Source organism: Aquimarina megaterium XH134 (assembly GCF_000520975.1).
GTDB classification, from domain to species: Bacteria; Bacteroidota; Bacteroidia; order Flavobacteriales; family Flavobacteriaceae; genus Aquimarina; species Aquimarina megaterium.
The window spans coordinates 31,114-56,939 of the sequence record NZ_JACB01000004.1 but is presented as its reverse complement, the minus strand read 5'-3'; the positions used below and the strand labels follow the sequence as shown (position 1 = coordinate 56,939).

The 25,826-nt window shown below is 32.4% G+C and carries 25 protein-coding genes; 9 read left to right on the top strand and 16 right to left on the bottom strand.

From position 1 onward, the window contains the following. The first annotated feature begins 286 nt into the window (after positions 1-286). From Z053_RS0105305 to Z053_RS0105295, 3 genes are read left to right on the top strand one after another with little or no spacing between them, the layout of a single operon-like run. Positions 287-3,202, top strand: coding sequence for an Ig-like domain-containing protein (locus Z053_RS0105305; RefSeq protein WP_025664001.1), 2,916 nt, complete (start codon positions 287-289; stop codon positions 3,200-3,202). Positions 3,203-3,213: 11 nt separating this feature from the next. Beyond that, positions 3,214-4,155 (top strand): PorP/SprF family type IX secretion system membrane protein, encoded by a 942-nt coding sequence (locus Z053_RS0105300; RefSeq protein WP_025664000.1) that lies wholly within the window; start codon positions 3,214-3,216, stop codon positions 4,153-4,155. Between the two features lie 10 nt (positions 4,156-4,165). Beyond that, positions 4,166-6,115, top strand: a complete 1,950-nt coding sequence (locus Z053_RS0105295; protein ID WP_025663999.1) for an OmpA family protein — start codon at positions 4,166-4,168, stop codon at positions 6,113-6,115. Between the two features lie 18 nt (positions 6,116-6,133). Here the strand turns inward: Z053_RS0105295 and Z053_RS0105290 are convergent, their stop codons facing one another. From Z053_RS0105290 to Z053_RS0105215, 15 genes are all read right to left on the bottom strand, one after another. After that, complete coding sequence (locus Z053_RS0105290) at positions 6,134-6,628, bottom strand: CAP domain-containing protein (protein ID WP_025663998.1); 495 nt, start codon at positions 6,626-6,628, stop codon at positions 6,134-6,136. Between the two features lie 224 nt (positions 6,629-6,852). Then, positions 6,853-8,517: a DNA repair protein RecN gene (gene recN / locus Z053_RS0105285; protein WP_025663997.1), complete on the bottom strand. Its 1,665-nt coding sequence runs from the start codon at positions 8,515-8,517 to the stop codon at positions 6,853-6,855. A 72-nt stretch (positions 8,518-8,589) separates the two neighbouring features. Continuing rightward, on the bottom strand, positions 8,590-9,474 hold the full coding sequence (porD, locus tag Z053_RS0105280; RefSeq protein WP_025663996.1) for a type IX secretion system protein PorD: 885 nt from the start codon (positions 9,472-9,474) through the stop codon (positions 8,590-8,592). Then, on the bottom strand, positions 9,467-10,678 hold the full coding sequence (gene coaBC, locus Z053_RS0105275; RefSeq protein ID WP_025663995.1) for a bifunctional phosphopantothenoylcysteine decarboxylase/phosphopantothenate--cysteine ligase CoaBC: 1,212 nt from the start codon (positions 10,676-10,678) through the stop codon (positions 9,467-9,469). The genes porD and coaBC overlap by 8 nt, the downstream gene beginning before the upstream one ends. 4 nt (positions 10,679-10,682) lie before the next feature. Next, positions 10,683-11,015 (bottom strand): DNA-directed RNA polymerase subunit omega, encoded by a 333-nt coding sequence (locus tag Z053_RS0105270; protein ID WP_025663994.1) that lies wholly within the window; start codon positions 11,013-11,015, stop codon positions 10,683-10,685. A 15-nt stretch (positions 11,016-11,030) separates the two neighbouring features. Further along, on the bottom strand, positions 11,031-11,825 hold the full coding sequence (locus tag Z053_RS0105265) for an outer membrane protein assembly factor BamD (RefSeq protein WP_025663993.1): 795 nt from the start codon (positions 11,823-11,825) through the stop codon (positions 11,031-11,033). 230 nt (positions 11,826-12,055) lie between these two features. After that, positions 12,056-12,982, bottom strand: a complete 927-nt coding sequence (locus Z053_RS0105260; RefSeq protein ID WP_025663992.1) for an ion channel — start codon at positions 12,980-12,982, stop codon at positions 12,056-12,058. 20 nt (positions 12,983-13,002) lie between these two features. Then, positions 13,003-13,875: a 4-hydroxy-tetrahydrodipicolinate synthase gene (gene dapA, locus Z053_RS0105255; RefSeq protein WP_025663991.1), complete on the bottom strand. Its 873-nt coding sequence runs from the start codon at positions 13,873-13,875 to the stop codon at positions 13,003-13,005. A gap of 1 nt (position 13,876) precedes the next feature. Then, positions 13,877-14,401, bottom strand: coding sequence for a DUF6913 domain-containing protein (locus Z053_RS0105250; protein WP_231389225.1), 525 nt, complete (start codon positions 14,399-14,401; stop codon positions 13,877-13,879). 918 nt (positions 14,402-15,319) lie between these two features. Continuing rightward, positions 15,320-16,015: a hypothetical protein gene (locus Z053_RS0105240; protein WP_025663988.1), complete on the bottom strand. Its 696-nt coding sequence runs from the start codon at positions 16,013-16,015 to the stop codon at positions 15,320-15,322. A 132-nt stretch (positions 16,016-16,147) separates the two neighbouring features. Continuing rightward, positions 16,148-16,834 (bottom strand): lysoplasmalogenase family protein, encoded by a 687-nt coding sequence (locus Z053_RS0105235; RefSeq protein ID WP_025663987.1) that lies wholly within the window; start codon positions 16,832-16,834, stop codon positions 16,148-16,150. Next, positions 16,831-18,825, bottom strand: coding sequence for an NAD-dependent DNA ligase LigA (gene ligA, locus Z053_RS0105230; RefSeq protein ID WP_025663986.1), 1,995 nt, complete (start codon positions 18,823-18,825; stop codon positions 16,831-16,833). Before ligA ends, Z053_RS0105235 begins: the two co-directional genes overlap by 4 nt. A gap of 139 nt (positions 18,826-18,964) precedes the next feature. Continuing rightward, entirely contained in the window at positions 18,965-19,555 is a 591-nt protein-coding gene (locus tag Z053_RS0105225) for an LOG family protein (protein WP_025663985.1), read from the bottom strand. A 12-nt stretch (positions 19,556-19,567) separates the two neighbouring features. Further along, complete coding sequence (prmC, locus tag Z053_RS0105220; protein ID WP_025663984.1) at positions 19,568-20,419, bottom strand: peptide chain release factor N(5)-glutamine methyltransferase; 852 nt, start codon at positions 20,417-20,419, stop codon at positions 19,568-19,570. A gap of 19 nt (positions 20,420-20,438) precedes the next feature. Beyond that, positions 20,439-20,927, bottom strand: a complete 489-nt coding sequence (locus Z053_RS0105215; protein WP_025663983.1) for a GNAT family N-acetyltransferase — start codon at positions 20,925-20,927, stop codon at positions 20,439-20,441. A 116-nt stretch (positions 20,928-21,043) separates the two neighbouring features. Here Z053_RS0105215 and Z053_RS0105210 point away from each other — a divergent pair, with 116 nt between their 5' ends. From Z053_RS0105210 to Z053_RS0105185, 6 genes are all read left to right on the top strand, one after another. Then, positions 21,044-21,505: a hypothetical protein gene (locus Z053_RS0105210; protein ID WP_025663982.1), complete on the top strand. Its 462-nt coding sequence runs from the start codon at positions 21,044-21,046 to the stop codon at positions 21,503-21,505. A gap of 126 nt (positions 21,506-21,631) precedes the next feature. Next, positions 21,632-22,153, top strand: coding sequence for a hypothetical protein (locus Z053_RS0105205; protein ID WP_152538265.1), 522 nt, complete (start codon positions 21,632-21,634; stop codon positions 22,151-22,153). Positions 22,154-22,223: 70 nt separating this feature from the next. Beyond that, on the top strand, positions 22,224-23,270 hold the full coding sequence (ribD, locus tag Z053_RS0105200; protein ID WP_025663980.1) for a bifunctional diaminohydroxyphosphoribosylaminopyrimidine deaminase/5-amino-6-(5-phosphoribosylamino)uracil reductase RibD: 1,047 nt from the start codon (positions 22,224-22,226) through the stop codon (positions 23,268-23,270). After that, the gene (locus tag Z053_RS0105195) at positions 23,263-23,871 is read left to right on the top strand and encodes an HAD family hydrolase (RefSeq protein WP_025663979.1); all 609 of its coding nucleotides are present in this window, start codon (positions 23,263-23,265) and stop codon (positions 23,869-23,871) included. Before ribD ends, Z053_RS0105195 begins: the two co-directional genes overlap by 8 nt. Beyond that, complete coding sequence (locus Z053_RS0105190; protein WP_025663978.1) at positions 23,868-24,737, top strand: EamA family transporter; 870 nt, start codon at positions 23,868-23,870, stop codon at positions 24,735-24,737. Before Z053_RS0105195 ends, Z053_RS0105190 begins: the two co-directional genes overlap by 4 nt. Before the next feature lie 12 nt (positions 24,738-24,749). Next, positions 24,750-25,364: an IMPACT family protein gene (locus tag Z053_RS0105185; RefSeq protein WP_025663977.1), complete on the top strand. Its 615-nt coding sequence runs from the start codon at positions 24,750-24,752 to the stop codon at positions 25,362-25,364. On the opposite strand, the gene Z053_RS0105180 is transcribed toward Z053_RS0105185, so the two are convergent. Further along, positions 25,361-25,765, bottom strand: a complete 405-nt coding sequence (locus Z053_RS0105180; RefSeq protein WP_025663976.1) for an acyl-CoA thioesterase — start codon at positions 25,763-25,765, stop codon at positions 25,361-25,363. The two genes, Z053_RS0105185 and Z053_RS0105180, sit on opposite strands and share 4 nt — an antisense overlap. Positions 25,766-25,826: the final 61 nt, after the last annotated feature.

Below are 25,826 nucleotides of genomic sequence, written 5' to 3'. Positions count from 1 at the left end.
TCTATAACAGAATTTTTAGTTACATAAAGATGATGTACCTATTTCTGAAAAAGTTTGTTTTCATTAATACAAGTAGGTAACTAATTCTTAGTACTATAAAAATATAGTCGATTTATCTGTTGAAATAATTCTTTATATAAAAAATTAACCATTATTAAGAATATACGTTATGGAAAAAAATTACCAAGTTACCAATTATCATTGTCAGATGTTTTCATTTTTTGATTTTTAAAACACTAAAAAAACAGGGGCTTTTTTCTTAGAATAAATTAATAAAACGGGGCATATGAAAATTATTACGTTAACTCTCTTACATAAGAGAATCACCACTCTTATTTGTCTTTTTGCACTAGTATTCTCTTCGACTTGTGCTTATGCACATTATCCTCATGAATACAAGTACACTTCTTTGACCTTAAAGGATACTACTACAATTAATACCAAATATACCAATCCATTAAATCTTACTATACTTAAAATACAGGATGCCACAACTACAGGAATATGTTGTGATGGCAAAGCCAAAGCAATCGCTTCTGGTGGAAAACCTGGCTACACATATCAATGGAGCGCTTCTGCCAACAATCAAACTACAGCAACGGCAAGTCTTCTTACCAATCGTACCCACAGTGTTACAGTAACCGATGCCGATGGAACTCAAGTAACAAAAAGTATTGTCATTAAATGTCTAAATACTTGCGATATTAAAGCTACAAATACTATAACTCATGTATCTTGTAATGGCGATGCTACAGGATCTGTTAATCTAACAGTCGAAAACGGTACTCCTCCATTTACTTTTGCATGGAGTAATGGTTCTTCTAATGAAGATTTAACTAATGTAGTTGCCGGAACATATTCGGTAACGATCACCGATGCTTCAAATTGCACTACTACAAGCTCAGCCACCATAACCGAACCCAGCAAAGCAGTATCTGCTTCCGTAAAGGAATTAACCCATATTAGCTGTAACGGTTCGGGCCAAATTACTGTAGAAGGAATCGGCGGAGTACCACCTTATACATATTCTATCGATAATGGAGCCAATTATCAAACCAGCGAAACATTTCTAGATCTCGCACCAGGACGTTATACTATAAAGATACGTGATGCTAATTGTTGTACTTCTATAGTTTGCACAACAATTTTATTTAATTGCACAGACGCTGTGACAGACATTAACAACACTTTTATTAATACACCCGTTTCTGGTAATGTATTAACCAACGATGAAGATCTCGAAGGAGATACACAAACAGTAACTACTACTACTGTAACTACCATAGAAGGGGTTAATGTTAATATAGAGCCTAATACAGGTGTTTATACTTATACTCCTCCTACCGGCTTTACAGGAGAGGATTCTTTTGAATATACCATATGTGATGATGGCAATCCAATTGCTTGTGACACGGCTACTGTATATATCGAAGTACTCCCTATTAGCGATCCAAAAAATGAAGCACCCATTGCAAATCCAGATACTGCAATTACCGAAATAAATACTCCTGTAAACGGTAATGTATTAGTTAATGATTTTGATCCCGATGGAGATCCTATTATAGTAACAACCCCTACTGTAACCACCACAGAAGGAATTACCGTAGCTATAGATCCCAATACGGGCATATATAGCTATACACCTCCTCTTGATTTTACTGGTGATGATACTTTTGAGTATACTATATGTGACAATGGTAATCCTGCTCTATGCGATACCACCATTGTAGTAATTACCGTTATAAAAAACCAGAACAACAGCACTTTTGCTAATGATGATGCATATTTTACTGCCTGTAAAAATATTCAAGGAAATGTACTGGATAATGACTTTGATCCAGAAGGAGACACACAAACCATAAACATAGCCCCTGTAGATGATGTAGATAACGGAACCCTTACTCTTAACACCAATGGTTCTTTTACTTATATCCCTAATTCTGGGTATACAGGCACAGATAGTTTTATTTACACAGTATGTGATACTGGCTCTCCGATCGTTGCCTGTGATCGAGCCACTGTATACATTACCATCTCTGCTATAGTGCCACCCAATATCACTAATTGTAATGTAACAGACGAAACTATAGAATGTAATGGAACAAATAATGAAACCATAGCCAACACCTGGAACGCCAATAATATCGCAGAATTAGAATCCTGCGCTTCTGACACTTGTAATACAGATTTTACTGGTCAAATAACTTCAAATTATGATTTTAATAATTTAGTAAGTTCTTGCGGACTAGGCGGAACTATAGAAGTTACATACACTATTACAAGTGATAATGGAGATACAACAACTCTTACCGCTACTCTTACCCTACATGATTCTACACCTCCAGACCTAACAAGCTGTACAATTACTGATTTAACCTTAGAGTGCTCTACAACTAATATTGAAGAAATTGCTAACCAATGGAATAGTGATAATATTGCACTACTGGAAACTTGTGCTACAGATAATTGCAACGTGAGTACAACTGCATTGGTAACTTCGGATTATGACTTTAACAATATAACAGATGGAATCCTGATAGTAGAATACACTATCACAGATGATTGTAACAACGCAACTACAGTGCAAGCTACAATAACATTCGAAAACAATTCTGTAACCGCAAATGATACTACATTATGTGCTCTGGATGAAATAGAATCGCAAATTTTTGATTTGTTTGATCTATTAGAAGGCGAGTATCGTACTGGCGGAACATGGGAAGTTATATCAGGAAATGCATCTATAGTTGATGATCATTTTTTTGATCCACTAAGCATAGAATTATTTGGCGAAGACGCTTCTGAAGAGATCGCATTTAGTTACACAGAAAACAACCTGGCTTGCCCAATATATCTCGAAACAACAATAGAAGTGCATAATAGATGTGCAGTATTCTCTTGTGGAGAAGACACTATCAAAATTTCAAAGGTAATTACACCAAATGGAGATCCGTACAATGAATATTTTGCAGTGAATGGTGTAGAAAATTGTGGTTACGTTGTAGATGTTAAAATTATTAATCGTTGGGGGGCGATTATATACAAATCAAGTGATTATCAAAATGATTGGAATGGCACAGCACATCAATCATCTTTAGGGTCAGCAAACCAAGTACCTAGTGGCACATATTATTGTATTGTAACGATCAACAATAGTGGTTTAAAACCCATTAGTACCCCATTATATATTGGAACAAAATAAAAAAACAACTAATGGGCATCACAAAAAATAAAATAACAGTACTACTAATACTTTACATTAACACCATCGGGTATGCACAACAATTGCCGCAGTTTACGCAATATATGTTTAATACCATCTCTATAAATCCAGCCTATGCAGGTAGCAGAGAAGCATTAAGCATTGTAGGTTTACATAGAAGTCAATGGACAGGAATACAAGGCGGTCCTCAAACTCAGACATTATCTGCTCATTCTCCATTGCGAAACGAAAAAGTAGGACTTGGATTATCTGTAATACGAGACACCCCCGGTTTTGAAAACTACTTATATATTTATGGTGATTTCTCATATTCTATTAATATTACGGATAATTCGAAATTAGCTTTTGGGGTTAAAGCTGGGGCTACTAATTATCATCTAGATCGGGAATTTTTGAATGACCCTGAAGTAACGCAAGATCCTTTCTTTGGAAATTACTCAAACCGTTGGAATCCCAATATTGGCGCCGGACTATATCTGCACTCAGACAGGTGGTATCTTGGGCTATCATCACCAAGAATATTAAATACCGATAATAATCGTACCGCCGAAACATCTACCGTAGAATATGTAGCCCTAGAACGTGTTAGTTATTACCTTACAGGAGGGTATGTGTTTGATCTCAGCACAAACACAAAATTAAAACCGTCAGCTCTTCTTAAAGCTACTAATGGCGCACCAATTTCTGTTGATCTAAATGCTAATTTCCTATTCTATGAAAAATTTTGGCTCGGAGGCTCATATAGATATAATGAGCACACCGCTTCAATTGGAGCCTTAGCAGATTTTCAAGTAACAAAGCAAATTAGGGTTGGCTATGCCTATGAACATTTTATTTCAGACATACGTCCCTATATTGGTGGCACTCATGAAATTTTACTGATGTACGAATTATTTAATGAAAAGCGTGTCAGGTCTCCCAGGTACTTTTAATAGCATACGTATGAAAAATAGAATATTTCTAATTTTAACACTCCTGTTCAGCACCTTTATTTATGCGCAAAAAATAAAGGTAGCAGATAAATATTTTAGAGATTTCGCATACTTAAAAGCTATTGAATTATACAAAGAAGCATTAAAAAGAGAAGATAGTAGTAAACATATTCTATCTAGAATAGGAGATTGCTATTATAACAATTCTAACTCAGAACAAGCATATTTTTGGTATAACAAAGCAGTTAACAAATACAAAAAGATACACCCTCAATACATCTACAAATATATTCAAACCTTACGAAGCTTAGGTAAATATGACGAAGCCAATCAGTGGCTTAAAAAATTTAAAGCACTTCAAAAAAATGGTAAATACACAAAAGATTTTGAAAGCATAAGTCTTGAAAAATTTCAAGAATTATCTACTCCGAAAGATATTCATGTTCGTGTAATAAACCTAAACTCTAATAGCAAATACTCTGATTTTGGCGGGTTTGAACAAAATGGAAACTTATATTTTTCATCCTCTAGAGCAGATGATAATGCCAAAGGCAAAAAGAAAATTTATAAATGGAATGGAGAACCTTATTTAAACATTTATCAATCTACAATTGATCGAATTGATTCGACCATTGTAGTAAACAACATTGCTCCTATTTCTTCAGACGCAGTAAATTTAAAGAACGAACACGAAGGCACATTAACAATCACTAAAGATGGTAAAACACTCTTTTTTACCAGAAACAACATTAACAAAAGAAAAAGAACATCTTATGATAAAGAAGGTAATTCTAATCTAAAATTATATAGAGCCAAGCTTAAAGGCAATCAATGGACAGCCATTGAAGAATTACCATTTAATGACAAAACTTTTTCTACGGGGCATCCAGCGTTAAGCCCTGATGAAAAGACCTTATATTTTGTATCAGACAGAGAAGGAGGATACGGACAATCAGACATATACAAAGTAGCTATTAATGACGATGGTTCTTTTGGAACTGTAAAAAATTTAGGAAACAAAATTAATACCGAAGGCCGGGAAGTTTTTCCTTTTGTAGCAAAAGATTCTACATTATATTTTTCATCAGACAGCCATATAAATCTTGGGTTTTTAGACATTTACAAATCTAACATACTTAAAAAAAGAACCAATGAGGAGGTCGAAATTAAAAACCTGGGAGCCCCATACAATAGTGGCTATGATGATTTTGCTTTCTTTTTAAATACAGATGGTGATTCTGGGTATTTTTCTTCTAACAGAATTGGAGGTAAAGGTAGCGATGACATCTATATATTTGACAAATACGAATGTAAGCAAGTTTTGACCGGAGTAACATACGACAAACTCACCTTAAAACCACTTGCAGAAGCTACTGTTAAAATCATTGATGAAACAGGTAAAATTATCAATACTACCCTATCTGATAATAACGGCAACTATCTTTTTGAAGAGATATCATGTGGAAAAACATATTCTATTCTTGCCTCCAAGGCAAATTACAAGCAAGATTCTAAACAATTTTCTACAACTACAACTAATGGCAGTGAAATCAAACTAGATCTATACCTAACTCCCTTAATCATAAAAAAAGAAATTGTAGTAAATCCTATTTTCTTTGATTTTGACAAATATGATATTCGTGCAGACGCTGCATATGAATTAGAAAATATCGTTAATGTGATGCGAGCAAACCCAAAAATGATTATAAAGATTGAGTCTCATACAGATAACCGTGGTAGTGCCAAGTATAATATGAAACTTTCTTACAAACGGGCTAATGCTACAAGAGATTATATTTTATCAAGAGGGATTGCCGCAGATAGAATCCCGAGTGCGATAGGTTATGGTGAATCCCGATTATTAAACAAGTGTGGGATAGATAACAAACCTCCTTGTACTGAAAAAGATCATGATGAAAACAGACGTTCAGCTTTTTTGATACTCAATGACTATGAATAATCGAAGTCATTAAGAAGATTATCTTTTAATAAAAATATTAGTACAGTACATCACACCATCTTCATCTTGCTCTATAGAAATATCAAAATCTGTAAAATCACCTTCTATGGTACTTCTATGACTATCACTTTTTATCCATGCATTAACAATAGATTCTGCCGAGGAATAACCATATCCTACGTTTTCGGCTACTTTACTTGCTCCTGCATTTGCAACAAGATATGATTTACGCTCATAAAAATAATCGTGAGATATATTATTTTGCTTAATCATGTAATCGGTATGACTATAGGCTTGTGATTTTATAATATCTAGAGATTCAAGAGTATTTAAATTTTTAGAAACCCTATAGCTATTTATAAGATCTAAAATTTCAATTTCTATTGATTTTACTTCTGGAACAATAAATTCCTTGTTAGAAGAATCTAAATTTTCTTCAACATTTTCTGCAGAACAGGAATATAACAACATTGCCATACAAGCAATATAGATTACTTTAATAGGTAATTTCATAATTTGGGGGCGTAGGTTTGGGGCTACTTGCACAAACTACAAAATAAAAGAAAACAAATTAGGGTTAAAAATGTTAAAATCGATAAAAAACACCCTTTAAACGTATTATATTGCAAATAATCGATAAAATACACAGATTTAGCACTTTAACACTTGTTTTCAACTATTAAATCAAAGGAAGTAAAAGTCTACTTATTTATGATAGATTTACAACTTTGCCCTATTTAATTTAAGGCTGAATTTAATAATGATTTTGCATGGGTTAATGCCGAATCAGAAATGTTTTTGCCACCAATCATTTCGGCAATTTCTTTAATTCGTTCTTCCTCGCTTAGCAATTTAAGCTGAGTAATAGTAGTATTTTGTATATCTTCTTTATATACTTTATAATGGTTTTGACCATTAGCAGCGATCTGTGGCAAGTGTGTAATACTGAAAACCTGTAGGTTCTTACTCATATTCATCATTAAATCTGCCATTTTATGAGCAACTTCACCCGATACACCAGTATCTATTTCATCAAAAATAATTGTAGGTAGTTGTGTATATCTAGATAAAATAGATTTAATCGCAATCATGATTCTTGATAGCTCTCCTCCCGAAGCCACTTTTTTAAGTTGCCCAAAAGATCCTCCTTTATTGGCAGAGAACAGAAATGTTAATACTTCTTTTCCGTTAGACAGATATTTTTCCTGTAACTCTAAAGAGGCCTGAAATGTAGCATTTGGCATCCCCAGTGCTTTAAGAATATCCTCTAGCTCCTTTATAAGTATGGGAAGTGCCTTATTTCGTTTCTTATGAATCTTTCCTGCAACTTCATCTAATTGAGATTGGATAGTAACTATTTCTTTTTTAAGCCTCTCTATATCTTCTGACAGCGATTCTGTTTTAGAAACTTTTTCTCGTAATGTATCTGCTATTACGATCAATTCTTTTACATCTGATACCGCATGTTTTACCTGTAGATTATGTAATAATTGCAAACGCTGGCTAATTTGCTCTAGTCGTTCAGGGTCTGCTTCCAGTTTTTCTAATTCATCAAGTAAAGAGCTACTTATATCATCTAACTCTATATATACGCTCTGAATTCTTTGAGAAAGTTCTTGTAAAGGTCCAGAATACGATTCTATTTTAGAGAGATTATTTTTGATTGTATTTAATTGATCAGATACCCCAACTTCTTCTGAAGACATTATAGCAACAGATCCCGATAATCGTTCCTGAATTTCTTCTATATTATTAAGTTGATCGTATTGCTCTTCTAATTCTTGTAGTTCACCTGGTTTAAGCTTTGCTTCTTCTAATTCATTTAAAAGAAAAGCATTGTAATCATATTCTTTTGTAAAATTTTCTTGATCAGTTACAAGAGCACCTACTTCTTTTTCTTTTTGTTTTAAAAGCTCTAAACCTCTTTTGTAAGATTTTATTTCTCGATCTGCATCAGCCAATGCATCTAATACCTCAAACTGAAAATCATTTGTAGTTACCTCTAATGTTTGATGTTGACTATGGATATCTATTAATCTACTTCCAAGAGACGCCAATGATTGTAAAGTGACCGGCGTATCATTTATAAAAGCTCTGGATTTACCCGATGGCAAAATTTCTCGTCTGATTATAGTTTGATCTTCATAATCCAATCCTTCTTCTTCAAAAAAAGAGGTAAGCCCATATTTTTTTACATCAAAAACTCCTTCTATTACACATTTTTGAGTATTATCTTTAACACTACTAAGATCTGCTCTTTTTCCTAATAACAATCCCAAAGCACCAAGTAATAAAGATTTACCCGCTCCAGTTTCTCCTGTAATCGTTATTAAACCAGAATCAAAAGCTACTTGTAGCTGTTCTATTAAGGCGAAGTTTTTTATAGAAAGACCTCTTAGCAAAGGATAGAAAAATTTTTGTTGTTTTTAAAAAAGTAAAGATACTATTTACAATAATTAAAAATAAAGTATTGTTTAAAACTTTATAGTTTTCCAGCTTTCAGAATATGTAGGTGCTACTTTATTAAGTATTTCAACGGTTTCTGCAATGTTAACTGAAGGTCCTCCAGAAAGAACACTTGAAATTTCATCTGCTTTGGCATCAAAAAACACTCTCATTATATAAGAATTAGGTCTGGTATTATGCATTTCCTCAAGCGATTTCATAGATTCAGTAATTGTTTCTTTCCCTTGTTTTACATTATTATACATAACATCTAACCCTTCTCTATGATAGGCATACATCGTTTTTCTATACCCTTCATATGTTCCTGAAAGAAGATCATCATTAAGTCTAAACCTATTAGGGTTTTGTTCTCTGGCCCAACCAAGTGTATTACTTCCTTGAGCATTACTAACAATATTTTTGGCTTCCTGATAATAGCTGGTTCCACTATTTAACTCAAAAGTATCTGCATCTATACCTAAAATGGTATACAAATAAAATGCAACTACAGAGATTAAATTTGACTCAAAGCTATTTGGATTATAATTTAAAGGTTGAAACTCTAAGTAGTTAAAATTAAACTGCTTATCATTTATATTAAAGATTGTAGTACTATAACTAGACCCATATACCGGACGGGATGCTTGCACTTGTACTGTAGCAGAAAAAAGATCATTATCGTAACTATTTATAGTAACAAAAAAACTACAATTGATTCTTTCTTCTGTTCGATAATCTATAGAGGTCCACTTCGAGTTATTAATAAATTCGGTTAATGCACGCTCTAAGGTTTTAAAGACTTGTAAATTAGGATTACCTGTTTGCTCTGCATTAACAGCTACAGTAGCATTAAACTCCTGGGCATTAACTCCTAAGCTAACTATAAATACGATAACAAGTAACAACCTATTCATTGTTCAATGTATTAATTTCATTAAATATATCTTGTGCAACTTCTGACTTTGTCTTTAAGTCAAACGCTTTAATCTCTAATTTATGATTAATCAATGTTACTTTATTCGTTTGTCCTTTAAAACCTGCTCCTTTATCATTAAGAGAGTTAAGAACAATTAAATCTAAGTTCTTATTTTTTAATTTATTCTTCGCATTCTCCTCTTCATTTTCTGTTTCTAAAGCAAACCCAACGAGAAATTGGTTTTTCTTCTCTGCTCCCATCCATTTAAGAATATCGGTTGTTCGCTCTAATTTAATAGAAAATTCTGTATCTGCCTTTTTTATTTTTTGATCTGATATCACCTTAGGTCTATAATCTGCAACTGCTGCAGATGCAATTGCAATATCACAATCATTATACACAGAAACTACAGCTTCATACATATCTTTGGCACTAATCACATTAATCACGCGAATAAGACCATGATTAACTTTAAGAGCAGAGGGTCCTAAAACAAGAGTTACTTGTGCTCCTAAATTAGCAGCGGTTTTAGCAAGTTCAATCCCCATTCTGCCGCTAGAGTGATTACCTATAAATCTTACAGGATCAATTGCTTCATATGTAGGACCTGCAGTGATCAGAACCTGCTTATCTTTTAACGGAAGTTTCCCTAAAATATCTTTTTCTACAAATTCGATAATAGTAGAAGGTTCTGCCATACGTCCCTGGCCGATCAAACCACTTGCCAATTCTCCTGATTCTGCAGGGATCATGATATTACCAAATTCTTGTAATTTTTTAAATGTTTGATGTGTAGAAGGGTGGTTATACATATCCAAATCCATCGCTGGAGCAAAATAAACAGGGCATTTTGCAGATAAATAGGTAGCTAATAGCAAGTTATCGCTATTACCTGTTGCCATTTTGGATAATGTATTAGCAGTAGCTGGTGCTATGATCATAAAATCTGCCCATAATCCCAAATCTACATGATTATTCCAAATTGCATTTTCATCTTCATCATCGAAAAAAGAGGAATGAACTGGATTTTTTGATAGTGTAGATAATGTAAGCGGAGTTACAAAATCCTTTGCAGCAGGGGTCATTATTACTTTTACCTCTGCTCCTGATTTAATAAATAAGCGCACTAAGCTTGCTGCCTTATAAGCAGCAATACCAGCGGTGACACCAATTAAAATCTTTTTACCGCTTATTATAGACATAAATTTATAGAGACCCCGAGTCTGCTTTTGTATTTCTGTGATAAATCTTACCTTCTAACCATTCTTGTACTGCCAAAGCATGTGGTTTTGGTAATCTTTCATAGAATTTAGAAACTTCTATTTGTTCTTTATTTTCAAAAATCTCTTCTAAACTATCATTATAAGTAGCAAACTCATCTAATTTTTCAAGAAGTTCTTTCTTGATATCGGTATTGATTTGAGTTGCTCTTTTTGATATTATCGAAATCGCCTCATAGATATTATCTGTTGGCTGATCGATACGATTTTTATCAATAGTAGTTGTATTTACCGGCGCATTACTTTTTTTCAAATCCATCTTCTACTTTATTTTCTATTTATATTGTTCTAATCTTGTCTTTATATCTTCTCCTAATTCTTCTGCTTTTTCTAGATACTCTCCTTCTGTTTTATAATACTTTTTATAACTATTATAATATCCCTGAGCAGTTTCTAAACGCTCTTTTACCAAAATTTCATAACTACCGATTGCTAAAAGATATTCTGATTCTAATTTGTAATATAATACTTTTTCTCTATAAGGAGATCCAGGGTGATCTATAAGGAAGTTATCAAAAGCTGAAATAGCAACTTTATAATTCTCCCTATGATGATATTGTTTAGCTACTTCATAAGTCTTTCTTTCTTTCTTTTCTCTAAGTTCTGCAACTAACTTATTTGCTTCTTTTAGATTCTCACTTTCTGGATATGCATTAATATACGCCTGAAGTTTTTCGAGTGCTTTATCTGTATCTTCCTGATCCAAGCTATATCTTGGAGACAAATTATAATAACTTTTAGCTCCTTTATAAAATGCTTCTTCTCTTTTTTGACTCTTTGGGTAAGATTTAGTAAATCTTTCAAATTGGTATCCTGCAAGATAATAATCTTCTAACTGATAATAAGTATCGGCGTAATAGAACATTATTCTTTCTGCTTGTGGCTTCCCTCTATATTGAGGTACAATCTGTTCAAAAAGCTTTAAAGCCTTTTTGTACTTCTCTTCTTTGTACAAGTTCTCTGCGGCTTTATATTTAGCAGCCAAATCTTCGCCTCTTAGTACCTTTTGGTATTCACTACAAGATCCTAAAAATAACACACAAACAAGTAAATACAATAATCTCTTCATATCTTAAAAAAACATCTGGCAAAAGTATATATTTCTGCCGTATTACAAAAACTTTAATTCATCTATTCACCTGCTACTCTCTATTGTTTCTACAATTAAGCAGGCAGAATTGGCTAATAAACATTTCTGTCTATAATCATTTTATTGATTTTAGCTCATTTCAATAACTATATAATTACAGGTATGTTGCAGGATTAATAGTATTTAACATCCTAAAATATTTTCACAAATTAGGTAGAACTATGCGGTAAGGTCTTATCTAGATTATCATGATCCAGAATTGTATAGCCTTCTTCATCATAATAAAATGCTGGAATAAAACTTTGATCTTGTTTTAAATTCTTTAATACATAAGAATGAACCTGATGAACTTCTTGAGCAAAAGATTCATCATAATAACTAGCTAATATTAAAATTTCTCCGTTTAATTTTTGCAACTGCTCTTTACTAAATTCTTTTAACGGACTCAATTCATCAATAGGGTGTACAATAGTCCAGGTGGTAGGTAAGTATGTAATCGAATTTCTTTCCAGTTTTAGGCTGTAAAAATTATTGATGTATTTTTTGCCTTTACTTTCCTGAGACAAAGAGAGCGTAGCTTCAATTTTAGGTCGAATCATTACATTAGCACTTCTACTCATTAATCTAAACATAATACAATCTACTCCATTATGTTTTCTAAATACCATACTGCTACTAAACCTAATATTTGCTCTTGGCCTAGAAAACCTACCATATAACAACCCTGTGATAAACGAAAAACTCAATAATCCTATAAGAGCTTCAAAAGAAGAAATGATTCCAAAAACAAGTCCTTTTGGTGCCATCGCTCCATACCCTACAGTTGTAATAGTCTGAGCCGAAAAAAAGAAGGCATTAAGAAAATCTTTTAAAACGCTCCCTGTAGATTCTGTAATATTTGATATCCCTAAAAACGTATAGATCATAGCAAATAGCGCATTGATCAAAGTATATCCCAATACAACCCATAGGAAAAATTTGGTCCAACTAATACTAATCAAGTAGTTATAGCTCTCTGATAAAGAGCTTGGTCTATTGATATGTTTTATATTAAAAGAGCCATCTGGATTGATAAATCGTTTAGCGTATTTATTAGAGGACTTACCTATACCAGGATCTTTTATTTTTTTAGCCATCACTTCATTTTTGAAAACGATTAATCTTCAACAAACTCTTCTATTCTTTTTGCTAAACCTTCTGAAACGGGCATTAGTGGTAAACGAAGATTGTCTTCGCACACCCCTTTTACTTTCAGGATATTTTTTATCCCAGCAGGATTTCCTTCTTCAAAAGCATAATCTATTGCTGGTAATAATGTATATAGTTTCTCAAATGCTTTTTTTGTTTCTCCTGATAATCCTAATCGTATCATTTCTGAAAATGATGCCGGAAACCCTTGACCAACTACACTTATCACTCCGTCTCCGCCTGCTACTACAGCCGGCAATGCTAATGCATCATCACCAGAAATCACAAGAAAATCAGAAGGTTTATTTTTGATAATTTGTAAAACCTGAGTAAAATCTCCCACTGCTTCTTTAATTCCGATTATTTTATCTAATTGAGCAAGACGCAAAGTTGTTTCTGCTGTCATATTAGTTGCTGTCCTAGATGGAACATTATACAATATAACAGGTAAAGTCGTACTATCATTTATGGCTTTATAATGTCTATAAATGCCTTCTTGACTAGGCCTATTATACATAGGGACAACAGAGAGAATAGCATCAAAATCAGATGAGTTGATTTCTTTAATTTCATCAACAACCGCCGATGTATTATTTCCTCCCACCCCAATTACCAAAGGGAGTCTTTTATTATTTACTTCTACTATATGCGCTGTTAAATTCTTCTTTTCTTCTTTAGAGAGCGTAGCTGACTCTGCAGTAGTTCCTAATACAACCAAATATTCTACGTTCCCTTCTATGCAAAAATTAACTAATGATGTAACACCATCATAATCTATCGATCCATCTTTATTAAAAGGAGTAGCTAATGCTATACCTGTTCCTCTTAGAAAATCATTCATACTATATAATCTGTAAAATTTTTAAATATTTCTTAAGCTCTGATATAAAAAGATTGGTGTCATTTGTGGTTGATCCAATAATCAAATCGTTAATTCGATTATCTACTTCTGCAAAACCAACTTTAAACTTAGCTTTAGAAGCTGCTGCTACATAGTTTAGCTCTACAGAATTTTTTTCATAAAAATTGATCAAAACATCAAAATCTTTATCTACAAAATCTTGTAAAGACTTACTTTTTATTGCACCGTTTACTCCAAAACTCTTATCATTATAATAAGCCGCATCTTTATCATCTATAATTTCTTTCTGATCTTCTTTATAGCCTATTACTTTTAGTTCTTCTGATTTCACTCCTAATTCATTAGCAAGTTTCAATAATGAAACGATATTAATCGATTGAGTTGCATCAATAAGAACTGCAAGGGTTTTTAAATTAGAAATGTTTTGAGATCTGGTTTCTCTTTCTTTGAGATATGCTTCAGCACTTTTCTTTATTGCATTTCTTTTAAGACCTTTTAAAATCATTTATTAAAAAAATTAATAAGCCACAAATGTAGCCATTTTACAAATTAAAATCATCTGGTATACTTCGAGAAAAAACAAAAACTCTTCAATTAACACAACTTAGTGATTTTTGTTAAATCTATAAATATTTATCTTCTAAACGCTTCTTTTTAACAAGTTTTGTTTCCACAAAAAAAATAGTAAAAAAGTATAACCCTGCAATTTCTACAATATTGATCATTGTAGTAAATAACCTACTATAATAATACAATTCATTTATCGCAAGAAACGCATCTACAAATAAAGTACAGCACGAAGCTATAAAAAGATAAATTGATTTCTCGTATCGATTAGCAACATAAATAAAAAAACAAACTGTAACAAATAAAAGAAGACTTACTATGATCAATATTACTGATCCTATAGAATTTATGATTTTGGGCAAAACCAATCTAGTAATAGAAAAAATAAGATACCCTATCAAAAATACACTAACTATAACCTGAAGAGATATTAATTTATTTAGTTTTATTTCCTTTATCGATATGAAATTCCTTAACAAAAGCAGACACAAAGTATAGAATAAAGCAATTAGTATTGCAATAATTGAAAAATACTTCGCAAAGTCTAAATACACAAAAACATCGGTTGCTGCAATTACAAGCATACTTAAAGGAAATAGAATACTGTTTTTTTTCACAAACCTTTGATACAAAACTATTAATGATATAGAAACAATTGGTTTAACATATACCAACACCCATTTATCAAAAAAGATAGCTACACATATAACGATCAAAAAAGCAAAATAGGTTAATAGATATGTAATATTTATTGTTTTCAAGGATTTTTTTAGAAGATTACAAGATTCATATATAGTAATTAATTTAGGTAATATGGTATTTCTATTTTCAACAGTTAGCGTTTCGTTATTTAAAATCAAAACCCTTCAAACTCTTCAGACTTAAGAACTAACGATTTAGTTATCATATAGTTTACCAAAAAAAGAAGAGCAATCGGGCTGCATATTAGCATAAGAACATTAAGCTCTTTAGATCGTAGATAAAATCTATCGATTAAAAACATAAAGTCACTAAATGCAAAATTTAACATAGATAAAAAAAACCATAAAGATTTTTCTGATCGTATGTTTATATAATGCATCGCTCCTACAATTAGTAAAACATAAATTAGTAACAAATAAAGAAACCCCAATACTTGCATTTCTTCCATAGGGTCTTTAAGCTCCAGATAAGCCATAAAAAATATAATTGTAAACAAAGAGCTCCCTAATACCAATGTAAAAACATCTCTGCTATTATACACAAATGACTTATGATTATAATACAAGAAATAAAACAACAGGATATAGGCCACTATATGTGCCTCTATCTGAAATTTCACAATATTATCAATAGTATAAAATACACCTAACTCTTTTATTAAGAAAACCAGAAGAACAATAACTTTAAATGTTCTTATTTGTTTAGAATTTACAAAATAAAGTGCGGTTATCAATACAACAAGAATCAAACTAGTATACGTGTTTAAAAAATCATTTTGAAACACATATCCTAATACTTGTATAATAATTAAAAAAGAAATTAAAAGCTTTAGTAGTTTTTCTCCATTCATTAATTTTAATTTGCATCCCAAAAAAATCAATATAATTCTCTATAGGACACTTCGTTACACAATCATAAAATTTTTCCCTTACACAAGATACTAAATTTTGAGACAACTCAAAATGGTCACAAAAAATGCTCTTTACAATTTATTTAATTTTAAAGAAGTCGAACTAGATATCTTAAACTGTACAAGAAAAAAAACAGCCAATAATTGGTAAATAGAATTAATAATTTCAAATTCGATTGAAGACACATAAAACCTGTTTAATGCAAAACAAGAATCACTAATGACAAAATTTAACACCGCAATCAAAAACCATAACGACTTGGTTGACCTAACATTTACATAATGAAAAACGGCTCCAATAAACAAAAAGTATAAGATCAGTAAATACACCAATCCATAGTATTTAATATCCCCCATTCCTACATGTATTGCGTCATAAATCTCATAAACAATTAGAGACCATACCACAAAGAAAATTGACACATAGGCGATATCTGTACCATCATAATCTATAGGCTTATGATTCTTATATAAGAAATAGAATAATAACAAATAACAAATACCATAACTTAGCAATACATATATAAAACTATGCTGAAAATCTGTAAGCAAAAATATATCTCCCAGAAAACAAAGTAATAAAACCAGTAAAAACGGAATACTTATACGTTTTGTATTAAACCAATACAACATAAAAAACAAAGGTACAGTGGTTGGCTTTATATACAACTCTAAATCAGGCCAGTTCATAGCAGTACTCAATACACAAAGTCCCCCCGTAATGAGCAATAACACCTTAATAAGAGTTCTTATTTTCATGCTATTTTACTAAGAAATTCATCTTCACTAATAATAGGAATCTCTAGTGCTTTTGCTTTTTCTAACTTACTGGGTCCCATATTAGCGCCTGCTACAATAAAAGAGGTTTTAGAAGAAATAGAACTAGATATTTTACCTCCATTATCTTCTATCATTTTTTTAAGTTCATTACGTGAAACTTTTTCAAAAACTCCTGAAACCACAAATGTCTGTCCTTGCAGAGTATCTGTTTGATTTGCTAGTTTTTCTGCAGAAATTTCTAACTGAACTCCGTATTGTTTTAACCTGTTGATTAAATTTTTATTTTCTTCTGAAGCAAAAAACTCTACAACACTTTGAGCTATCTTTATTCCTATCTCATCTACATTTACCAGTTCTTCTTCTGAAGCTTCGATAATAGCATCAATAAACTTATAATGTTTTGCGAGTTTCTTTGCTACTGTTTCTCCCACATATCGAATTCCTAATGCAAATAAAACACGCTCAAAAGGGATTTCTTTAGATTTTTCTATTCCGGCAATAAGGTTTTCTGCACTTTTTTCTGCCATCCTTTCTAAAGGAACAACTTGCTCTTTTTTTAATTCATAAAGATCTGCATAGTTTATGATCAGGTTTTCATTAACCAACAATGCCACGGTTTCTCCTCCCAGCCCATCGATATCCATCGCTTTACGAGAAATGTAATGCTGTATGCGTCCAATTATCTGAGGTGGACACCCTTGGTAATTAGGGCAATAATGCTGAGCCTCTCCTTCTTTACGTATAAGATCGGTATGACATTCTGGGCACTGTGTTATATATACTGTTGGTTGCGAATTGTTGTCTCTTTTTTGAAAATCAACTGCTATTATTTTTGGAATAATCTCCCCTCCTTTTTCGACAAAAACCGTATCTCCAACACGTATATCCAATTTCTCAATCTGGTCGGCATTATGCAAAGAAGCTCTTTTTACTGTAGTTCCTGCAAGCAATACTGGTTCGAGATTAGCTACCGGCGTAATTGCCCCTGTTCTACCTACCTGATATGTAATTTCATGAAGGGTTGTAAAAACCTGCTCGGCTTTAAATTTATAAGCCATAGCCCACCGGGGAGCTTTGGCTGTAAAACCCAGTTCTTCTTGCTGCTGAAGATTATTTACCTTAATCACCACACCATCTGTTTCATATGGTAAATTATGGCGATGCTCATCCCAGTATATTACAAAATCCAGTACCTCATCGATCGAATGTACCAATTTAGATTCTACAGGAACTTTAAACCCCCATTCTCTGGCCTTTTCTAAACTTTCAAATTGAGTTACAATTCCTAATCTATTTCCTACAATACTATATAACAAACAATCTAGTGGTCGCTTAGCTGTTTCACTACTATCCTGTAATTTCAAACTACCAGAAGCTGTATTTCGGGGATTAGCATAAGGGTCTTCTCCTGCTGCTATTCGTTCTTCATTCATTTTTTCAAAACCTTCATAAGGTAAAATAATTTCTCCCCGAATATCAAATTTTGGAGGAAAACCATCTTTCAGTTTTAATGGCACAGAGTTAATGGTTTTTACATTTGTCGTAACATTATCTCCTTGAATACCATCTCCTCTGGTTACTGCCTTTACCAATACCCCATCTTCATAAGTAAGACTTATGGATGCTCCATCATACTTAAGTTCGCAGGTATAACTAACCTCTCCATCAACCAACTTTTTGATACGTTTTTCCCAATCTAATAAATCTTCCTTTGAATATGAATTATCCAGAGAATACATTCGATGCTCATGAACTACCGTTTCAAAATTCTTGGTTACTTCGCCCCCAACCCTAAGTGTTGGAGAATTAGGATCGTAATATTCTGGGTGTTTTTCTTCTAACTCCTGTAGTGTTTTGAGCTTCATATCAAACTCATAATCACTTATTACTGCAGCATCCAGTACGTAGTAGTTATAATTATGCTGCCTTAGTTCTTCCCTTAATTGATTGATGTGTTGTTCTGTATTCATTGGTACTTATATGTCTTGTTTTTTAATGGTCAGACAAAATACCTACCATGTATCGGCAGGTTTAATGGTTAAGACAATTATTCTTTATTGTTTTTTAATGTTGTTATAAATCGTTTCGTTTTCATTTAGTTAATGAATATCATGTCCTCTCTGGCTTTAACCATTTTGGTACTTGTGCCGGCTTGAAGGCTCTCATTTTTCCTAATAACCTATCTATATCATCATCAACAAGGAGCAATTCATAATTTTCCATTTTTAAAAAACCTCTTTTCACCATATTTTCTAACAAAGCCAACAGGTCATTATAAAATCCTCCGGTATTTAAAAGTCCAATTGGTTTTTGATGTAAACCTAACTGAGACCATGTTATAATTTCGAACAATTCTTCTAATGTCCCAAATCCCCCTGGTAATGTAATAAAACCATCACTAAGCTCTTGCATTTTCATCTTTCGCTCGTGCATATTAGCAGTAGTAACTAGTTCATATAATCCCTGATGCACTACTTCTTTTCGTTTTAAAAATTCTGGGATCACTCCTATCACCTTCCCTTTTTGCTGCATCACTCCCTGGGCAACCTTTCCCATTATCCCAATTTTTGCAGCACCATACACCAGAGTGATTTTTTGTTCTGCTAGTTTTTCCCCTAGCAACAATGCCTCGGCAATAACCCTGGTATCATTCCCCTCGCTGCTTCCACAAAATACACAAATTGAATTCAGACTGTTCATAGTAATAGATTTTTAATTTAAACGAGCTCTTATCATACGTTCATTATCATATATATCCTTACGCACTTCTACAGATTTAAATCCTTTGCTCTCGATCATACTTTTGGTTTCTATACCCAGGTATTGATTAATTTCAAAATACAAACTACCATTTTCTCTTAATTTTCCCTTAGTCAAATCTGTGATTTTCTCATAAAAGAGTAAAGGTTCATTATCAGAAACAAACAAAGCTTGTTCTGGTTCATTATCAAGCACATTAGATTTCATTTCTTTCTTCTCTAACTCTCGTACATAAGGCGGATTAGAAACTATGATATCAAAATCTTGAAATAGATCTTCGATTTCCAGAACATCTGCGTTAATGAACGTGACCTCTACATGGTTTTTCCTGGCATTTTCTTTGGCCACCTGTATGGCTTTTTCTGATATATCTATTGCATATACTTTGGCTTCAGGTATTTTTTTTGCTAAAGAAATGGCTATACAACCACTTCCAGTACCAATATCCAGTATTGTTATTGATTGTTTCTCTTTTTTTTGATCTTTTAAAATCCAATCTACTAACTCTTCGGTTTCTGGTCTCGGAATCAATACATGTTCATTAACTATAAATGGTATTCCAAAAAAATAGGTCTCCCCAATTATATATTGAATAGGCTCTTGTTTTTCGAGTCGTTTTATAGCATTATCAAAATTCGTTTTTTCATTAACAGTGAGTGTTTTATCGAGACACATAGCAACATCTACTCTTTTAAGTCCTAAAATCTCTTCAGAAAGTATATAAAAAAAAGACAATATTTCTTCAGAATCGTAGATCCCCGATAAAGAATTTGTAAAATTAGCCCTAAGGTCTTTTATCTTCAATTTGAAGTTTATTTTTAGATTATAGATCTTTTATCATCCATGCCTGACAACTATAATGTCCGGTATCTCCAATTGGCTCTTCCAAAGGGATAAAGCCTACTTTTTTGTATAATTTCCTGGCAGATTCCATATAAGGCATTGTTTCCAAATAACATTTGGCATACCCTTGTTCTTTTGCAAAATCAAGACATTTATTTATCATTGCATATCCAACTCCTTTGCCTCTTGCCTGTGGTAAGAAATACATTTTTTGTAACTCGCAAATATCTCTAACAACTTCTCCCTCTAATGGGGCAATACCTGCACCACCAATGATTCTACCTTCTTCTTCGACTACGTAATACTTCATTCTCGAATAGTTATAAGTTTCATGCATACTATCCAAAGACTTATCTTCATAAGCAGTACCCACCTTAGGCACTCCCATTTCTATTAAGACTTCTCGTATTACCGAGGCAATTACTTTATTATCTTTTGGCTGTATTGCTCGTATTTTTATATCATTCATTATTTTTAAAATACTATTTTTGTGGTATCACCAGAAGATTCTTCTAATCTTCGTTTTACTAAAAAATTAACTTCTTAAAAGGTATTGAAATATACGTTAAATCTAACAAGGAATCAATGAATAAGTTTCTATTATTATCAACATTACTCATAGGTATTACCAGTTGTTCTATTTCTAAAAAACCTGAATTTAAATATGTCGATAATATCGAGGTTAAAAATGTCAGTATGCGCAATATAACACTTAAAGCAGATGCTGTTTTTAATAATCCAAATCACATAAAAGGAAAACTTTCTATAGACAGCATACACATTTTTGTTGATAACATGGATGTAGGAGCACTCTCTTCACAAGAGTTCGATGTTCCTTCAAAAAATGAATTCGCTATTCCATTAGAAGGAACTTTTTCACTTTCTAAAGTCTATAAAAAAAATAAAAATAGTATTCTTGGCAGTGTATTAAAAGTAATTCAGAGTGATTCGCTTGATATACAATACAAAGGGGTAATTCGATATTATTTTGGAAATTTTTCTTATCCTTATACAATTGATAAACAACAAAAGGTAAGATTAAAATAAAAACAACAATTCTACACAACATGATTTGGTGGTTTTTCACTGAAAACAGGGATTCTAAACCTATATCAAGTAACTATATTTGTGCTACACGTTCAATATTCTTAAACGCAGTTTCTTTCTTGACAATTGCACTATCATAAACCGAAATCCATCAAGTCCCATATTAATCTTGAAAATAAAATGATTAAGCAGATTAAAAACTTTATTTTAATTGTAATTTTTTTTCCAGTTACAAACTCTTTTAGCCAAACTCAGAATATATCTGAAGTTATTGAAATCACCCCAATAAAAACAGAATCATTTAAATATTATCAACTCGAAGCCAAAACAACTGAAGGCGTAGCAGGCAAAATTTATTTAAATGGTAAAAAATTACATGAATTTGAAAAATCAGCAAGCCAGGTAAGTAACAATAAAGCTCAAAAGCTTATAAAAAATGGCACCAATGAGATTGTACTCAAAATATCTTCAATTGATAAAGATGTAGAAAAAGGCTATTTTTCTAAATGTGTTGTTTTTATAGCTATACATGGTGTTAATGAAAAAATCTTCCCTTCTAAAGAAACTCAAATAATTCATATTAAATGGAATCCTAAGAAAGATCAAAAAAAAGGTGTTATCAAGTATGTGTTTGAACTAAAAAGATAATTAATCAATACTACAAGCCTACAACACCATATAAAACACATAGTTTTACTTACTTTTGTTATTTGCAAAAGTGAAAACACACGAGAAATACATAAAACGCTGCATACAGCTTGCCAAAAACGGACTAGGAACGACCTACTCAAACCCTTTGGTAGGTAGTGTAATTGTGCATAACGACAGTATCATTGGTGAAGGATGGCATTATCAATCGGGCAAACCTCATGCCGAAGTAAATGCTATTGCTTCGGTAAAAGATCACTCTCTTTTAAAAGACGCTACCATCTATGTTAGCCTTGAACCTTGTAGTCATTTTGGAAAAACACCTCCTTGTAGCGACCTCATTATCCAAAAAGGAATCAAAAAGGTAGTTATCGGTACAATAGATACTTTTGCAAAAGTATCGGGCGCAGGAATTCAAAAATTAATGAATGCTGGCTGTGATGTAATTGTTGGGGTTTTAGAAAATGAATGCTTAGCATTAAACAAAAGGTTTTTTACTTTTCATAACAAAAAACGGCCATATATCATCCTAAAATGGGCAGAAACTGCAGATGGTTATATTGCACCGGTTACTACAAACAAAAGAGAACCTGTTTGGATTACAAATACATATTCTAGGCAAATTGTACATAAATGGCGAGCAGAAGAACAAGCCATTTTGGTTGGCAGTCAAACCGTTATTAAGGATAACCCCAAACTTACCATCAGAGATTGGTCTAGCCAACATCATCCCATAAGAGTTGTGATTAACAGATCAGGAAAAATACCTAAAGATTCTGCCGTATTAGATCAATCGGTAAAGACAATTGTGATTACTTCAGAAAAATTCAAACAAGAAAACAGCAATACTCTTATTTATGAGGTTGTCGACACGCAAGAGAATCTTGCCAAAGAAATATGCAACATTCTTTATAAACACAACATCCAATCAGTGATCATAGAAGGAGGTTCTTATACAACACAATCTTTTATTGATAAAAACCTATGGGATGAAGCTAGGGTTTTTGAAGGAAATATTACTTTTGGAACCGGAATAAAAGCACCTACACAAAATGGAAATCTAATTTCTGAACAAAAAATCATGACAGACACCCTAAAGACATATCAAAATGATTAAAACTATAATTTTTGATTTTGGAGACGTCTTTCTTAATTTAGACAAGTCCGCAACAGAAAGAGAATTATACAATCTTAAAAACGAAAAGCTTACTACAGAATTACGAGAGCTTAACATCTTGTATGAAGCAGGTAAAATTACTACGAAAGAACTTATAGAAAATTTTCAGAAGCATATTCCAAAAGCTTCAGAAAAGCAACTTGTCTATGCATGGAATGCTCTTTTACAGGATTTCCCTAAACATCGTCTAGAATTTATTCAGAAACTAGCTTCAGAACAACGTTACCAGTTGATCTTGCTTAGTAATAATAATGAATTACATATTAATTGGATTAAGGAGCATATTAGCTTTTTCCCTGCATTCAAATCATGTTTTGATGCTTTTTACCTCTCTCACGAAATCAACTTACGAAAGCCAGAACCTTATATTTTTGAATTTGTTCTAGAACAACACCAACTAAACCCAAGTGAAACACTTTTTATTGATGATACAAAGGATAATACAGACACTGCTGCTGCACTGGGAATGCACATCTGGAACAACAACCCTGTAACCGAAGATGTTACAGATTTATTTACCATAAAATCTGATTTATTTTGATCTATTTAGTTTTAAGTGTCTTAGCGTCTACTCTGATTTTTATCATCTTTAAGTTATTTTCTAAATACCATGTAGATACGCTACAGGCAATTGTTGTAAACTATATAGTAGCTTCTATTTCAGGAATCATAGCATACTCAGAGCCAATAGATTTACCCTCTATCTCTGGGAAAGAGTGGTTTTATGGAGCAATGATCCTGGGGATAATATTCATATCTGTATTTAACCTAATGGCAATTACTACACAGAGAAATGGACTATCTGTAGCTGCAGTAGCTACCAAAATGAGTTTGGTGATCCCCATTGTATTTGGAATTATAGTATATCAAGAAAGTACTGGTATCACAAAAATTGTAGGCATTCTAATTGCACTTATCGCGGTTTACCTCACTTCGATTAAAACCACCGGAGGAATCCCAATAACAAAAAAGAATTTAATTTTTCCATTACTGGTTTTTATCGGAAGTGGGATTATCGACACCAGTATTAAGTTTTTAGAAACACATTATGTGTCTAAAAATGATATTCCGGTTTTTTCTGCTACCGTTTTTGGATTTGCTGCCATTGTTGGAATTATCACACTAGCATCTAAAGCTATAACCGGAACATTAAAAATTGCATTTAAAAATATTATTGCAGGGATTATATTAGGAGTTCCAAATTATTTTTCGATCTATTTCCTCATTCAAGCATTACGCCATGATAGTATGGACAGCTCTACAGTATTCACTATTAATAATGTAGCTATACTTTTGGTTTCAACTCTTGCAGGAATTCTTTTTTTTAAAGAAAAATTAATCCCTAAAAACTGGATAGGCATCATCCTGGCTATTATTAGCATTATCTTAGTGGCCTTTTCTATATAGCATATATATTCATTGGAAACAAAAGACACATATAAAACAATTAATATCCCTGGAGAGGAAGCTCTTTTTAAAGATAGAAATAGCAAGTTTTTTGGATACACATTCCCTATTACTACAGAAGAGGAGGCCAAACATATTATTGCCGATCTTAAAAAGAAACATCATGCCGCACGACATTGGTGTTATGCATGGAAAATAGGGACAGAACCTGCCACATACCGTATTAATGATGATGGCGAACCTTCTAACTCTGCAGGCCAACCCATCTATGGTCAGATTCTATCTTTTGATGTTACTTATATACTAATTGTTGTAGTGCGTTATTTTGGAGGCGTCAAATTAGGAGTTGGCGGATTAATTAATGCCTATAGAACTGCTGCTCAATTAGCACTTGAAACTTCAGATATAGTCGAAAAAACAATTAATATTGATTTTGTACTTATTTTCGAATATAAAGACATGAATAAAGTGATGAGAATTATTAAAGAGCATAATCTAAAAATCACTAAACAAGATCACGAATTGAATTGTAAAATTCACATTTCGGTAAGAAAAAAGTTTGCAGATAAAATAAAAGATGTTTTTTCCCCGTTGTATGGTATAGAAATTAGAAAAACACAGGGTTAATAGTTTTTTATTTTTTCAAGCAAGTAAGAGGGACATGGAATAGGCTTTCTTGTTTTACTATCAACAAAGACTAAAGTTGTAGATGCTGTTGTTAGTAATTCATTATTTTTATTAAAAATCTCAAAATCGAAAACGATTTTTGCTGTAGGAATTTTCGTCAACGAAGTTTTAACAATTAATTCATCGTCGAAAAAGGCAGATTTCTTAAATTTAAAGTCTAATGTAAACACAGGAAGCATAACGCCATTTTCTTCCATTGATTTATATGAAACCCCTAATCGGGATAACCAATCAATTCGTGCCAATTCTAAATACTGCGCGTAGTTACCATGATATACTACACCCATCTGATCGGTTTCAGAGTATCGCACCTTTAGTAAAGTTTCTGAAGTGATTAGCATATTTTAAAAATAAGGGGTTATTTAGTTAAATTAAAAAGTAGTGTTGTCAAATTATGCAAAA

What these genes read in the sequence shown, in the direction of transcription:
- Z053_RS0105305 (WP_025664001.1), top strand. Translation starts at nt 287, where the DNA reads ATGAAAATTATTACGTTAACTCTCTTACATAAGAGAATCACCACTCTT.
- Z053_RS0105300 (WP_025664000.1), top strand. Translation starts at nt 3,214, where the DNA reads ATGGGCATCACAAAAAATAAAATAACAGTACTACTAATACTTTACATT.
- Z053_RS0105295 (WP_025663999.1), top strand. Translation starts at nt 4,166, where the DNA reads ATGAAAAATAGAATATTTCTAATTTTAACACTCCTGTTCAGCACCTTT.
- Z053_RS0105290 (WP_025663998.1), bottom strand. Translation starts at nt 6,628, where the DNA reads ATGAAATTACCTATTAAAGTAATCTATATTGCTTGTATGGCAATGTTG.
- porD (WP_025663996.1), bottom strand. Translation starts at nt 9,474, where the DNA reads ATGAATAGGTTGTTACTTGTTATCGTATTTATAGTTAGCTTAGGAGTT.
- coaBC (WP_025663995.1), bottom strand. Translation starts at nt 10,678, where the DNA reads ATGTCTATAATAAGCGGTAAAAAGATTTTAATTGGTGTCACCGCTGGT.
- Z053_RS0105270 (WP_025663994.1), bottom strand. Translation starts at nt 11,015, where the DNA reads ATGGATTTGAAAAAAAGTAATGCGCCGGTAAATACAACTACTATTGAT.
- Z053_RS0105265 (WP_025663993.1), bottom strand. Translation starts at nt 11,825, where the DNA reads ATGAAGAGATTATTGTATTTACTTGTTTGTGTGTTATTTTTAGGATCT.
- Z053_RS0105260 (WP_025663992.1), bottom strand. Translation starts at nt 12,982, where the DNA reads ATGGCTAAAAAAATAAAAGATCCTGGTATAGGTAAGTCCTCTAATAAA.
- dapA (WP_025663991.1), bottom strand. Translation starts at nt 13,875, where the DNA reads ATGAATGATTTTCTAAGAGGAACAGGTATAGCATTAGCTACTCCTTTT.
- Z053_RS0105250 (WP_231389225.1), bottom strand. Translation starts at nt 14,401, where the DNA reads ATGATTTTAAAAGGTCTTAAAAGAAATGCAATAAAGAAAAGTGCTGAA.
- Z053_RS0105240 (WP_025663988.1), bottom strand. Translation starts at nt 16,015, where the DNA reads ATGAATGGAGAAAAACTACTAAAGCTTTTAATTTCTTTTTTAATTATT.
- Z053_RS0105235 (WP_025663987.1), bottom strand. Translation starts at nt 16,834, where the DNA reads ATGAAAATAAGAACTCTTATTAAGGTGTTATTGCTCATTACGGGGGGA.
- ligA (WP_025663986.1), bottom strand. Translation starts at nt 18,825, where the DNA reads ATGAATACAGAACAACACATCAATCAATTAAGGGAAGAACTAAGGCAG.
- Z053_RS0105225 (WP_025663985.1), bottom strand. Translation starts at nt 19,555, where the DNA reads ATGAACAGTCTGAATTCAATTTGTGTATTTTGTGGAAGCAGCGAGGGG.
- Z053_RS0105215 (WP_025663983.1), bottom strand. Translation starts at nt 20,927, where the DNA reads ATGAATGATATAAAAATACGAGCAATACAGCCAAAAGATAATAAAGTA.
- Z053_RS0105210 (WP_025663982.1), top strand. Translation starts at nt 21,044, where the DNA reads ATGAATAAGTTTCTATTATTATCAACATTACTCATAGGTATTACCAGT.
- Z053_RS0105195 (WP_025663979.1), top strand. Translation starts at nt 23,263, where the DNA reads ATGATTAAAACTATAATTTTTGATTTTGGAGACGTCTTTCTTAATTTA.
- Z053_RS0105180 (WP_025663976.1), bottom strand. Translation starts at nt 25,765, where the DNA reads ATGCTAATCACTTCAGAAACTTTACTAAAGGTGCGATACTCTGAAACC.